General features: G+C 70.1%; 13 protein-coding genes and 2 pseudogenes. 9 read left to right on the forward strand and 6 right to left on the reverse strand.

The window, feature by feature from the left end:
* Positions 1-8 precede the first annotated feature (8 nt).
* The gene (locus HS041_RS27675; RefSeq protein WP_196443776.1) at positions 9-896 is read right to left on the reverse strand and encodes an alpha/beta hydrolase; all 888 of its coding nucleotides are present in this window, start codon (positions 894-896) and stop codon (positions 9-11) included.
* Positions 897-958: 62 nt separating this feature from the next.
* On the opposite strand from HS041_RS27675, the gene HS041_RS27680 reads away from it, so the two are divergent.
* From HS041_RS27680 to HS041_RS38710, 4 genes are all read left to right on the forward strand, one after another.
* Entirely contained in the window at positions 959-1,669 is a 711-nt protein-coding gene (locus HS041_RS27680; RefSeq protein WP_196443777.1) for a TetR family transcriptional regulator, read from the forward strand.
* Positions 1,670-2,003: 334 nt separating this feature from the next.
* On the forward strand, positions 2,004-2,141 hold the full coding sequence (locus HS041_RS27685; protein ID WP_196443778.1) for a hypothetical protein: 138 nt from the start codon (positions 2,004-2,006) through the stop codon (positions 2,139-2,141).
* Positions 2,138-2,485: an IS3 family transposase gene (locus HS041_RS27690; RefSeq protein ID WP_196443779.1), complete on the forward strand. Its 348-nt coding sequence runs from the start codon at positions 2,138-2,140 to the stop codon at positions 2,483-2,485. Before HS041_RS27685 ends, HS041_RS27690 begins: the two co-directional genes overlap by 4 nt.
* Positions 2,482-2,727, forward strand: coding sequence for a hypothetical protein (locus HS041_RS38710; protein ID WP_230879822.1), 246 nt, complete (start codon positions 2,482-2,484; stop codon positions 2,725-2,727). Before HS041_RS27690 ends, HS041_RS38710 begins: the two co-directional genes overlap by 4 nt.
* Positions 2,728-2,835: 108 nt before the next feature.
* Here the strand turns inward: HS041_RS38710 and HS041_RS27695 are convergent, their stop codons facing one another.
* A complete protein-coding gene (locus HS041_RS27695; protein WP_196443780.1) occupies positions 2,836-3,618 on the reverse strand; it encodes a VOC family protein in 783 nt (260 codons plus the stop codon).
* A gap of 245 nt (positions 3,619-3,863) precedes the next feature.
* Here HS041_RS27695 and HS041_RS27700 point away from each other — a divergent pair, with 245 nt between their 5' ends.
* Complete coding sequence (locus tag HS041_RS27700) at positions 3,864-4,472, forward strand: transposase (protein ID WP_196443781.1); 609 nt, start codon at positions 3,864-3,866, stop codon at positions 4,470-4,472.
* A 345-nt stretch (positions 4,473-4,817) separates the two neighbouring features.
* Here the strand turns inward: HS041_RS27700 and HS041_RS27705 are convergent, their stop codons facing one another.
* From HS041_RS27705 to HS041_RS27715, 3 genes are all read right to left on the reverse strand, one after another.
* A complete protein-coding gene (locus HS041_RS27705) occupies positions 4,818-5,153 on the reverse strand; it encodes a PaaX family transcriptional regulator C-terminal domain-containing protein (protein WP_196444348.1) in 336 nt (111 codons plus the stop codon).
* Between the two features lie 288 nt (positions 5,154-5,441).
* Entirely contained in the window at positions 5,442-6,356 is a 915-nt protein-coding gene (locus HS041_RS27710; protein ID WP_196443782.1) for an alpha/beta fold hydrolase, read from the reverse strand.
* Entirely contained in the window at positions 6,353-7,171 is an 819-nt protein-coding gene (locus HS041_RS27715) for a hypothetical protein (RefSeq protein ID WP_196443783.1), read from the reverse strand. Before HS041_RS27715 ends, HS041_RS27710 begins: the two co-directional genes overlap by 4 nt.
* 79 nt (positions 7,172-7,250) lie before the next feature.
* Between HS041_RS27715 and HS041_RS27720 the strand changes: the two genes are divergently transcribed.
* The 3 genes from HS041_RS27720 to HS041_RS27730 are packed head-to-tail and all read left to right on the forward strand — an operon-like array spanning position 7,251 to position 10,623.
* Positions 7,251-8,861, forward strand: coding sequence for a flavin-containing monooxygenase (locus HS041_RS27720; protein WP_230879823.1), 1,611 nt, complete (start codon positions 7,251-7,253; stop codon positions 8,859-8,861).
* Positions 8,858-9,163 carry a hypothetical protein gene (locus HS041_RS27725; RefSeq protein WP_196443784.1) on the forward strand — a complete coding sequence of 102 codons (306 nt, stop codon included), beginning with the start codon at positions 8,858-8,860 and terminating at the stop codon, positions 9,161-9,163. The genes HS041_RS27720 and HS041_RS27725 overlap by 4 nt, the downstream gene beginning before the upstream one ends.
* A gap of 32 nt (positions 9,164-9,195) precedes the next feature.
* Positions 9,196-10,623 (forward strand): flavin monoamine oxidase family protein, encoded by a 1,428-nt coding sequence (locus HS041_RS27730; RefSeq protein ID WP_196443785.1) that lies wholly within the window; start codon positions 9,196-9,198, stop codon positions 10,621-10,623.
* A gap of 16 nt (positions 10,624-10,639) precedes the next feature.
* Here the strand turns inward: HS041_RS27730 and HS041_RS27735 are convergent.
* Positions 10,640-11,362, reverse strand: a pseudogene (locus HS041_RS27735) (transposase); the annotation flags it as partial.
* A 103-nt stretch (positions 11,363-11,465) separates the two neighbouring features.
* On the opposite strand from HS041_RS27735, the pseudogene HS041_RS27740 reads away from it, so the two are divergent.
* Positions 11,466-12,551, forward strand: a pseudogene (locus HS041_RS27740) (IS630 family transposase).
* The last annotated feature ends 194 nt before the right edge of the window (positions 12,552-12,745 follow it).

Below are 12,745 nucleotides of genomic sequence, written 5' to 3' on the forward strand. Positions count from 1 at the left end.
TGCTCCTTTCACACCGATGCGGTAGCCCGGTGGAAGAAGGCGATCTGGTCGGCGACTACCCGATCACGGAAGACGGGATCGGTGTAGAAGGTGAAGTGCGTGCCGGGGTAGACCCGCAGCTCGCCTCGAGGCGCACGGTCGGCGAGCACCCGGGTGGTCTCCAGCGGCGTCTCCCGGTCCTCGGCGGCGACGCAGACCAGCAGCGGGCAGGCCAACCGGGCGGCGGAGCCGGCGGGGCGATAGCGCATCATCTGCAGCAGGCCTCTGGGGGCGACGCTGTTGCGCCACAGCGTCTGTCCGCCGCCGGTGAGGGTCTGGATGTGCTGGTCGGCTTCGGGAGTGGCGGTCACGGCGAGCTCTCCAGGCCGTCCCACCATGGGGATGTAATGCGGGCGCATGCCCACCTTGCCGCGGAGAGAGTCCCAGACGATCGCGCCCAGCAGCCGCAGCGTCTCGCCGGTCGAGCGGTCCTCCACCTTTTTGGGGAAGCCGTTGAACGGGATCTGCGCCACCACCGCGGTGATCCGGGGATCGTCCGCGGCCACGGTGATGGCGTGCGCGCCGCCCAGCGAGTTGCCCCACAACATCACCCTGTCGGGGTCGATCCGCTCGTGCGCGCGGGCGAAGGCCACCGCGGCACGGACATCGACGAGCTGGCCGTCGATGTCGGGGACCTGGCGCGGCTCCCCGCCGCTCTCTCCGAAGCCGCGGTAGTCGAAGACCAGCGCCGCCAGGCCCGCGGCGACGAAACGCTCGGCATAGTCGGAGAGCCGGTCCATCGTCCCGCTGAAGCCGTGACAGAGCACCACGCACGGCACCGGTCCGTGGTCGGCGGGCAGGTAGAGGTAGCCGGCGCAGCGGACGCCGTCAGCGGTGAAGGACACCTTGGTACGCATGCAGATCATCCCCGCAGCAATAGACTGACTGCCGGTAAGTACTATATCGAAGGAACTGACCATTGGTAAGTGAAACCTCCGAGCGGATCCTGGAGGCGGCGCGCGCCCTGTTCGCCGCCCGCGGCTACCGCGCCACCTCCATGCAGGCCGTCGCCGACGAGGTGGGCATCACCAAGGCCGCCCTCTACTACCACTTCGAGTCCAAGGAGGAGATCCTCCACCAGCTCACGATGCCGCTGCTGGACGAGCTGGAGGGGACGCTGGCGCGGGCCGAGTCGTGCGAGAGCGCCGAGGAGGTGCGCTGGCGGGCGATAGAGGGCTACGTCGATGTGCACCTGCGCCACCGCCAGACCCTCACCATGCTCGTCAAGGACATGACGCTGCTGGTGCAGACCCCCGCCGGCGACCGCTTCCGCGCCGCGATCGGCCTGGCCAACGAGCTGGTGGCCGGTCCCGGCGGCGGGCTCGAGCAGCGGGTGCGCGCCTGCCAGGTGGTCGCCGGGCTGGCCGATCCCGTGGTGCTGTTCCGCGACGAGCCCGTCGACCGGTTGCGGAGCCTGATCCTCGACGGCGCCAGAGCTCTGCTGGGCGAACCGGCCGCGCCCCGGCCTCGCGGGCGCGCCCGGGGACGGAGTGGCGGGCGACGCGCCGCCCTCACCGAGGAGCAGATCGCCCAGGCGAGATCCCTCTACGGCGAGGGCCGCAGCGTCGAGGAGATAGCCGCCGCCTTCGAGATCTCCAGGGCGACTGCGTATCGCTATCTCAAAAACTAAAGATTATGAGATTTGATTTTGAGAACATCGCGTCGACGGTCTTCAGGCACGTCAGGTGATCCAGCAGTCCCGGAGGTGGGGCCGCGCCGTGTCCAAGGGATCTGAAGCTTGCTCGGACGGGCCGTCGGTCGCGTCCGAGGTGCGGTGCAGAAGAGAACGAGCGTAGGTTGCCGTGCTGAACCGACCAAAGTTCGCACTATGCAAGGGCCTACGCTCGTGGCACGCATACCACCGCCATCAAGACCACCACCGGTCCGGTCACCATCGCCCGCCCGAAGCTGCGCAACACCGCCGAGACGTTCGCCTCCCGCCTGTTCGGCACCGGTATCGGATCGTGCACGGCCAGGCCGAGCCGCCGGTCTCCGGGCCGGAGCGGGCCCGGATCCGCGAGTTGGAGCGGGAAAACGCCGAGCTCCGCGAGAAGCTGGCGTTCTTGAAAAAAGCAGCCTTCTTCGCGGCCGAGACTCGATGACGCTCGCCAAGTTCGAGCTGATCGATGCGGAGAAGGCGCACCATAAGATCGCCGAGATGTGTGCCTGGCTGGGGGCGTCGCGCTCGGGCTACTACGAGTGGCGCACTCGGCCGGCCTCGGCCACCGCGCAGCGCCGGGTGCTGCGGGCCGCTGTCGTCGCCGAGATCTTTGCCGATGCCCATGAGACCTACGGGTATCGGCGGGTGCACGCCGCCCTGCTGCTGGAAGGCTATTCGGAGGAGATGCCGGACGAACTCGCGGAGACCGTCGAGCAGATGGGTGCCGCCGAGCCCCACGGAGACCGGCGTTCATGTTGGCCGAGCGTCTCACTGGGATCACGATGACACCGCAGCTGCTGGAGGAGGCCGCCTGCCTGTGCGGGGGCGTTCCCAGACGGAGGCGAACGGAGCCCGCCGTTCACGGTCTCCGCGAGTCAGCCGCGGCCGGTGGATCGCTTCGCTTCTTGGCGAACTTCACCGTGTCGTCGCCGACCGCGACGGCGGCCGGGAACATCTCGGCAGCCGCCGACGGCTGGAAGCCGCCACCGGATCGCAGGGCGGCGGTGACGGGGCCGAGTGGGGCGTGACCGGGTGGGACGCACCCCAGCCCGGCGGACCAGTCGATGGAGTGGCAGTCGTCGACACCCCGCGTTCAGGCGCCGGATTCGCTTTCCAGCAGCAGCGACGGAAGCGGACTACTTGGTGGGGCCGTTGAAGGCCCAGACGCTGAATGCGCCGCCCTGCGGGTCGCGCAACGCCGCCAGCGGCCCCACCGGGGTGCTGATCGGCCCGTGCACGACGGTGCCGCCGAGTTCCTCGACGCGTCGCGCGATCTCCTCGACGCCCGCCACGGAGAAATAGACGATCCAGCGGTGTTCGACGCCCTCCCGCTGGGGAGGGATGATTCCGCCGATCATGTCCTCACCGACCGTGAAGCCGGTGAAGGGGGAGCCGCCCAGGTCCACGGTCGTCGTGGTGAGGCCCAAGACCTGCTCGTAGAACGGCAGCGCGGCGTCATGGTCGGCGGTCATGAGCTCACTCCAGATGAACGTGCCGGGCTCGTTCACCACGGTGGCCCCAATGTGCTTCCCGGCCTGCCAGAGCCCGACGCTCACACCCGTAGGATCGGCGGCGAAGGCCATTCGCCCGGCGTCCGCGACGTCGAACGGCGCCGTCAGCAGCCGCCCGCCCGCCACCTCGACCCTGGCAGCCGAGGCGTCGACGTCGTCGACGGCGAAATGGGTGTTCCACCTCGGTGGCACGTCCCGCGCGGCCCTGTCCGGTGCCTGTGAGGCGATCCCGGCGACGATCCCGCCGTTCTTGACGGCCATCGAGTAGGTCGGGCCCTGGGGCATTGGACGGTCCTCGAACTCCCAGCCGAACAAGCGGCCGTAGAAGGACTTGGCGGCCTCTTGGTTGGGGGTCTGCAGCTCCACCCAGTTGGGCGTGCCGTGGCGGTAGGAGGTACGTCGCGGCATTGAGGTTCCTTTTCTTCCGGGCAGCCCGAAAGGGCGGCGAGGAGATCATGGAGAGTTCGGGGCCGGTCGCGCCGGTGCCGGTGAGGACGTCAGGCCTCGTTGTCGCAAACCGCTGGCACGTTCAGAACGGGAGTCGGTTCCGGGGGCGCACTTATCCAGACTATCGGTACCGAGCGGCTACGCGTGTCCGGCCCTCGGGCGCGGGGAGCGATCTACGCAGACACGTCAAAGGGGCCGGCTCGCGGGTGCGGACGAGCGCCTGCAAGGCGGCGATCCGCACCTGTACTCCCTGCATCGATGTCTGCGACGACTGGGAATCCACCCTGCGGATGCTCGACGCCGACGTCCGGGCGGCAGGGTGCGCCGTGGTCGGTATGGGCGCGAGCCCCGGTATCGGCAACCTGCTCGCAGCCAGGGCGGCGGCCCGGCTCGACATCGTAATCGATCTCTACACCGCCTGGCCTGTTGATGTGCTGCCGACGTCCGGTGCTGAAGCGACCGACCTGCGAGGCCCGGACGGCCGTCCCACGGCGGCTGGGCGCTGGCATGTGGCGTTCGCCGTCATCCCCGAGCCGATTCCCGCCCCCGGTAACGGCGAAAGCATCGGCGTGGACCGCGGGGTGACCGTGTCGGCGGCTCTGTCCACCGGAGAACTGCTGACGGTGCCGGTCCTGACCGACAGCGAGAAGCGGCGACTGGCGCGCCTTGAACGCAAACTCGTCCGCGCCCGGCGCGGCTCCAAGCGGCGCGACAAGGCCAAGGCCGCCGTTGCGAAACTGAAAGCCCGTCAGACCGACCGGCGCAAAGATTGGCCGAGAAGACCAGCACGGATCTGGCCCGCCGCTTCGACGTGATCGCTGTGGAGGACTTGAGGATCCGGAACATGGTCCGGTCGGCGAAGGGCACGATCCAGGCCCCCGAGGTCAACGTGGCGGCCAAGGCCGGGCTGAACCGGGGCATCCTCGCCAACGAGTGGGGCCTGCTGGTCGAGCGGCTGGAGGACAAGGCCCCGGGCGGGTCGTCAAAGTCAATCCCGCGCACACCTCGAAGCGGTGTGCGGCGTGCGGGACCATCGAACACCGTCGGCCATCCCGAGCCGGTGACCTTGCGGTATAGCTACCGGCCGGTCGAAAACTCGGCCAACCTCCTGGTCGTCACGCCTGGGACCGCGGCTTATCTGATCGATCCCGGCCGGTTCTTCACCGAGCCGGCGGGGCGGCGGTGCTTTCCACGTCGCTGTCGAGGCGGAAGAGGCGGGTGTGCTCGCTGTCCGGGTCGGCGTTCTCGTTCAGGAGCGACCAGCACTGCGCGACCAGTGCGCGTGCCTGGCTGCCGGGCCAGGGCCGCAGGAGCATCTGAGGCGGCAGGAGGGGGTCGGGCTCCATGGCGCGGGCGAATGCGGCGGCCAGTTCCACCGCGATGGTGAGGCGCTGCGCTTCGGAGAGGTCGCTGTGGTCGCGGAGGCGCTCCAGCCGCGGTCGGGTGACGGCGGCGAGCCGGTGGTAGCGCTCGGCGACCTCGTCCAGTGGCCACAGGGCGCGGGCGAATGCGGCGGAAGCGCCCTTCGGCGACCAGTCGCTTGATGCACAGGCGCACCCGCTGGTCGGTCATGCCCAGCAGATTGCCGGTGGCGTAGAGCTCACCGGTGTCGACCGTGAGGTCGGCGCGGACGAGCGCTTCGACGAGCATCCGGGTGGGGACCTGCACGTCCGGTCCTGGCATCTGCGCTGCGGCGGTCACGGTGGGAGCCTTCCAGGTGCGGGCGGACAGCAGAGTGCCCGGAGAGCCGAGCCTGGCTACCTCTCCGGGCGGTCCGTCACGGGTCAATCGGCCTTCAGCCCGTCCCAGAAACCGGTGAGCAGGGCGGCGAACTGCTCAGCTTGCTCGATCTGGGGCAGGTGGCCGGTTCGGGGGAACAGGTGGGTGCGGGCGCCGGGCAAGGCGGCCGCCGCGTTGACGAGGTGGCCGGCGGGCAGGATCCGGTCGTGGGTGCCCCAGGCGACGAGCGTCGGGATGCCGAGCCGGGCCGTCTCCGCGAGAAGGTCCCGGCGCCAGCCCGGGCGGACGCCCCGCAGGGAGCCCAGGTCGGCGGCTATGCGCCGCAGGGTTCGGGCGGCCCCTGGGCGCTGGGAGAGCTTGTGCGCCAGGGCGACCCGTTCGGGGGTGGCGAAGGCCGGATCGTAGAACAGCGCACGCTCGGTCGAGCGTGCGGTGTTCTCGTCGGGGCGTAGCAGCAGCCGCCACAGCAGCGGCAGGTCCAAAACGCGCAAGGCCCAGGTGACCTGGTGGCCGAACCCGGCGCTGCCGGCCAGGGCCAGCGAGGTGACCCTGGCGGGGGCGTCGGCGGCGAGCCGCATCGCGACGGCGCCGCCCAGCGAGTTGCCCACCAGGTGCACGGCGGGAGTGACTCCGAGGACGTCCAGCGTTCTCATGACGTGCCCGGCCAGGGAGCCGAGCTGCGGGTCGGGCAGGGGATGGGAGTGCCCAAACCCGGCGAGGTCGATCGCCAGCACGCGATGCCCGGACAGGGCCGCGCGCAGCGGCTCCCAGTCCTCCAGGCTGCGGCCCAGCCCGTGCAGCAGGACCGTCGGCGGGCCGCTGCCGGTCACGCGGTAGCGGACACGGTGCCCGTCGACCTCGGCGAAATCGGCCTCGGCGAACAGCGCGGGCGGAGCGGTGAGGCCGTGCGGCCTGGAGGATTCCTGCGCCTTAGCGGGTCGCTGATGGGCTTTCGTCACGATCGGAGCGCCTCGACGTCGGCCAGGGTCACGTCCACCGCCACGCGGTCGGGGGCGCGGTCACTGCGCAGGCGGGGGGCCTGGCGCGCCAGGCCGCGGAAGAACCGCTCGGGGTCGATGACCGGGTCGTCGTGACGGGTTCCCGTGGCGGTGGCGGTGGCGGAGAACGGCGACAGCGTTCCGGGGCCCTTGCGGCCCAGTGGGGTGAGGGCGGAATGCAGGCCGTGCACGATCGAGGGCCTGGCCAGATCGGTGGCCGCGGTCTCGTTGGTGAGCCTGCCGGAGTCGATACTCCGGTGCAGCAGATCCAGGTAGGCGAGGGTCCCCGGGGTGATGACCATGAGGTTGACGGCCTTGCCCGTGGAGTGGAAGCTGCGGCGGGAGGTGACCGGTTCGGGACGCCCCACGGTGTAGGCCGCGTCGGAACGTTTGGGGGCGACGGCCAGCATGACCGGCGTCAGTGGCCGTTGGTGAACGAGCCGGCCGCCGTCGACCACGGCGACGTGGACGCTGGTCTGATCCATCCGGTGCACGGCGGCGGCGCTGGGGCGCCCATTGGGATCGAGCAGCTGTTCGTCGTCCTGCTTTCCCTGCCTGCCGGTTCCCGAGCCGGGAACGTCCACCGGCCAGGCGGCGGACAGGCCCTGGGCCGGCCCGTCCAGCATCGTGAGGCCGTGTAGGGCCGACAGGTCGCTGATGCCCGGGCTGGCGTCCATGCCCACCACGGCGCAGACCCCGGCGGCCCGGTCCTGCTCGTCCAAGCCGAGCATCTGCTGGGTCGGCTCCCAGTCGTCGCAGGTGTCCAGTATTCTCATCTCACTCCATCTATCGAATCTTTTACTATCGTAGTCTATACGATAGTTTCTAAATCAAGAGATTGTGGATGGAGGCACCATGACCGACCAGAACCCAGGTGAGGCGCAGCGGATGCACGGGGACGGGGATGAGACGAGCCCGCCCGTGCCGCATGTCGCCGTGGTCATCGTCGGCGCGGGGTTCGCGGGACTGGGTGCGGCCATCCGCCTGCGCCAGGAAGGCCACCGGGACCTGGCGGTCCTCGAACAGGCCGACGACGTCGGCGGCACCTGGCGGGACAACACCTATCCCGGCTGCGCCTGCGACGTCCCCTCGCGCCTGTACTCGTTCTCGTTCGCACCGAACCCGGACTGGAGCCGCCGCTTCGCCCCGCAAGGTGAGCTCGAGCGCTATCTACGGCGTTGCGCCCACGACCACGGCCTCATGTCCTGCCTGCGACTGGGCGTCGCGCTTCAGCAGGCGTCCTGGGACCCCGGGCGGCACCGCTGGATCCTGCAGACCAGCCGGGGGCCGCTCACCGCGGGAGTACTGGTCATGGCGCAGGGACCGCTGTCGGAACCGGCCGTTCCCTCCCTCCCCGGGATGGAGGACTTCGCAGGCGAGGCGTTCCACTCCGCCCGCTGGCGGCACGACCTCGATCTGCGCGACAAAAGCGTGGCGGTGATCGGGACCGGCGCAAGCGCCATCCAGTTCGTTCCGCACCTGCAACGCGTCGCCCGGCGGGTGACCGTCTTCCAGCGCAACCCCCCGTGGATCATGCCGCGTCACGACAGGCCGATCCCCGCCTGGCGGCGCCGCCTGTACCGGCTGGCTCCGCCGCTGCACCGCCTGGCGCGCGGCGTGGAGTACCTGCGCCGCGAGGCGGGCCTGCCCGTGCTGCTGGGCAGCCGCACCATGGCCGACCTGGGCCGCAAAGAAGCACTCGCCCACCTGCACCGGCAGGTCGCCGACCCGGCGCTGCGCGTCAAACTGACCCCGGACTACGAACTGGGCTGCAAGCGGATCCTCCTGTCCGACGACTACTATCCGGCTCTGACCCGGCCCAACGTCGAGGTGGTGACCGACCCGATCACCACCGTCACCCGGGAGAGCGTGATCACGGCATCTCATCCCGCACGGGATGAGAGTGCGCATCCGGCGGATGTCCTGATCTTCGGGACCGGGTTCCGCGTCACCGACGCCACCTTCACGCAGTGCATCATGGGCGCCGACGGGCGAAGCCTGGACGAGACCTGGCGGGGGAGCCCGCAAGCCTATCTCGGCACCACCGTCGCCGGCTTCCCCAACCTGTTCCTGATGGCCGGACCCAACACCGGGGTGGGACATACCAGCCTCATCTACATCATCGAGTCGCAGATCAACTATCTGCTCGACTGCCTGCGTGTCATGGCCGAGCGCGGCCTGGCCGCCGTGGAGGTGCGCGCCGACGTCCAGGCCTCCTACAACGCCGCCCTCCAGCGGCGCATGGCCGGCACCGTCTGGGCGGCGGGCGGCTGCACGAACTGGTACATGGACTCCCAGGGCCGCGTCACCGCCATCTGGCCCGAGCCGACCTGGAGGTTCCGCCGCCGCACCCGCACCTTCGACCCGAGGCCGTACACGCTGACGCCCGCACACGGCGCGCGGCCCGGCCCGGCACCGGATCACCCGGACCGTACGCTCGTCCGGCATGCGGAGCCCGGACCGTGACGAGACGCTCTGAAGACGCGCGTCCCCGGAGCACGCTTCACGCCCGCCTGCCCGGCGACACGGTCCGAACAGGGGCGATGGCGCTGATCAACGACATGGCCGAGGGCACCGGCATCCCGCTCGCGCTGGGACTCGCCCGAGTGCTGGACGGCACCGCACGCACCCCCGGCATCCACCCACCTGAGATCGCGATCAACGCCGACCGCTTCTTCCGCGACCTGGCACACCACACCGCCGGCGCCCCGCCGCCGCCCTCCGGCGACGGCGTCCTGGTCGACCGGAGCGCCGCGCCGCCTCGCTGACCCGCGCCCGATCCGCCGAACAGGAGAACCCCATGCAAGAACACACCGTGACCGCGGACCGCCTGCCGGCCGTTCAATCCGGCGAGGTCGACGCGGTCGTCGTGGGAGCCGGGCTGGCCGGACTCCTCGCCGCGCGCCGACTGCACCAAGCGGGCATGAACGTCGTCGTCTGCGAGGCCAAGGACCGCGTCGGCGGACGGATGCTGACCATGACCTCCACCACGGGCGTCCCCGTCGACGCCGGTGCCGCCTGGGTGGGGCCTGGCCAGAAGGCGGTCCTCGCACTGCTGGAAGAGCTGGGCATCGGACTGATACCGCAGTACGACGACGGGGCGAACCTGCTGCACGTGGACGGCAGGACCTACCGCTACCAGGGGAGCATCCCCCCTGTCGGGCCGATCGGCCTGCTCGACCTCGGACGCGCCCAATACGCCCTGGACCGGATGGCCCACCGACTTGGCCCTCCGCCCTGGCACGGGGCCTACGCCCGCCGCCTGGACGCTCAGACCCTCGGCGGCTGGATGCGCCGCCACGTTCACACCCATGCGGGCCGGATGGTCTTCGAGGCGGTGACCGCCAGCGGTTTCGGCTGCAGGCCCGACGCGCTGTCGCTCCTGGCGTTCTCCGCCCACGTCGGAGGAGCAGGAGGGCTCAGCTCACTCCTCGAGGTCAGCGGAGCGCTGAAATACCGGATCGCCGGCGGCGCGGACTCGCTGACCACCAGGCTGGCGGCGGACCTGGGCGGCCGGGTCCTCACCGGCCACCCGATCACCCACATCAGTCGCACCGATCGCACGGCCTGCGTGAACGGCCCCGGCAGCACATCCATCACCGCCCGCCACGTCCTTATCGCCACGGACCCCGCAACCGCCCGGGCCATCGCGCATGACCCACCGCTGCCCACGGCCCGAGCCGATCTGCAACGCCGCTGGCAGATGGGGCACGGCAGCAAGACCCACCTCATCTACTCGCGGCCGTGGTGGCGAGATCGGGGCCTCACCGGCGCCGCCATCACCGAATGCGGCCTCGCCCGCATGACCTTCGACGTCAGCCCGCCCGATCCGGACGCCCCGGGCGTCCTCCTGGCATTCGTGGACCTCAGCAACGTCGACGACCCGAACCTCCTGCGGCCCGGAGCGGCCCCCGAGCGTGAACGCCAGGTGCTCGATGACCTGGAGGCACTCTTCGGCGAGCAAGTCCGCGACCGCCTGGACTACCTCGAACACGACTGGGCCGCCGAACCCTGGCAGAGCGGTTGCGTCCCCGCCCCGCCCCCCGGCCTGCTCGCATCCCACCACCCGTGGCTGGCCCGCCCCATCGGGCCCCTGCACTGGGCAGGCGCCGAGACCTCCTACCTGTGGGAGGGCCACATGGACGGCGCCGTCCGCTCCGCCAACAGAGCCGTCACCGAAATCCTCACGGTTGCGTCCTCGGAGCGGTTAAAAGGCTCGACGAGATAGGTGCCGTAGGTTGATCTTAGGCGGCCTCGGTAGCCGTCGTCACGACGGTCTGCGAAGCGGGGTGGAGCTGGGTCGGCGGGTGCAGCAGCGCGCGCCGTAGGTCCTGCGGAACACGCAGTCCGGCCGGGGTCGTGGTGAAGCCGCGCCAGCCCCGTGAGGCCCGGTCCAGGACGGCCCGCACCAGCGACACGCACGAGGTCTCGCCGGGGAAGCGGCCGATCACCTTCACGCGGCGGGTCTCGCCGAAGGTCCGCTCGATGAAGGTGCAGTGGCGCACGCGCTTGTGGTGCTCGGCGGGGAAGCGCAGGTAGGAGGTCAGGTTGTGGCGGTCGGTCAGCAGGCTCCTGACCGCCGCCGGGCAGGAGCGGCCCCAGGCCTCGGCGAAGGCGTCGATGCGGGCCCGCACCAGTTCGACCAGCTGCCGGCCGGGCGTGACGTCGCCGAGGCCGGCAAGATCGAAGATGCCCCAGCAGGCGGCTTTGACCGCGGCCTGGTCGGTGGCTGAGATCTTGGAGGCGATGTTGCGCAGGCGGTGGACGAGACAGCGCTGGCGCAGCGAAGCGGGAAAGACCTGCTCGGCCGCGCTGATCGGGCCGGGTGCGCCGTCGGAGACGACCGGCAGTGGCGGACGCAGACCGCGACCGACCAGATCGGTCAGGAAGTCACTCCAGGCGTCGGTCGATTCGGATCCGGCGGCGGTCAGGCCGACGAAGACGGGCGTGCCGCCGGTGGTGATGCCCTAGTGAGCCGGTCTTGAGCTGTGGTGTCACCACATGAGGTGAATTGTGTTTCAGGCCGCAGCGCGAGGTGACGAGACCTCCGCGCCGCGTTCTGCTGGAGGGATGAGTGATCCACGACTGGAGCCGCTGGTGCTGACCGAGCTCGAACGCTCGACGTTGCAGGGGTGAGTGAAACGCCGTACGACCGCGCAGGGCTTGGCACTGCGGGCACGGATCGTGCTGGCCTGCGCCGAGGGCGGCAGCAACATGGCGGTGGCCGGACGCTTACGGATCCACCGTAAAACCGTGGCCCGCTGGCGCAGCCGATTCCTGTCCGCCCGGATGAACGGACTGCATGACGAGCCCCGGCCCGGCGTGCCGCGCACCATCACCGACGCCCAGGTCGAGGAGGTGGTAGTGCGCACGCTGGAAGAAGTCCCTGCCGGAGCCACCCACTGGTCCAAACGCGAGCTGGCCCGGAAGGTGGGCATCTCCCCGACCAGTGTGCTGCGGATCTGGCGGGCGTTCGGCCTGCAACCGTGGCGGACCGAGGACTTCAAGATCTCCCCGGACCCGCTGCTGATCGACAAGATCCGGGACGTGGTCGGACTGTATCTGGCCCCGCCGGCCGGCGCGGTGGTGTTCTCGATGGATGAAAAACCCCAGATCCAGGCCCTGGAACGGACTGCGCCCGTCCTACCGATGCTGCCCAGGACCCCGGAGCGGCGCAGCTTCGACTACATCCGGCACGGCACTGTGGACCTGTTCGCCGCGCTGAACACCGCAACCGGCCAGGTGATCAGCAAACTGTCGGCCCGGCACCGCGCGATCGACTTCCGCGACTTCCTGGCCGAGATGGACCTGCAGGTCGAACCCGACCTGCAGGTCCATGTGATCTGCGACAACCTCGCGGCGCACAAGGCGCCGCTGGTGCACCGCTGGCTGCTGGCCCATCCACGCTTCACGCTGCATTTCACCCCAACCTATGCCTCGTGGATCAACCAGGTCGAACGTTGGTTCGCCGAGTTGCAGCGACGCTGCCTGGAGCGTGGGGTGTTCTGCTCCCTGGGGGCGCTGACGACCGCTCTGGAGGAATGGATCGCGTTCTGGAACGACAATGCCAAGCCGTTCCGGTGGACCAAGACTGCCGACCAGATCATCGACCGTATCTGCCGCTACTGCGACAGGATCTCAAGACCGGCTCACTAGGCGGCCAGCACCGGCTCGGCCCGGGCGCCGTCGTGCATTGTGAAGTGCGAGTTGGGGCGGGCGATGGTGATCGGTCCGCTGGTGGTCTTGATGGTGGTGGGGCAGTGGCCGCCCGGGGTGGCCGGGCCGTACCGGCCCGTCGGAGGCGGTGGAGGTGTTGTCCAGCGCCCTCCCGGTGGTTCATCGATCGATGC

The organism is Planomonospora sp. ID67723 (assembly GCF_015711605.1).
Classification (GTDB): domain Bacteria; phylum Actinomycetota; class Actinomycetes; order Streptosporangiales; family Streptosporangiaceae; genus Planomonospora_A.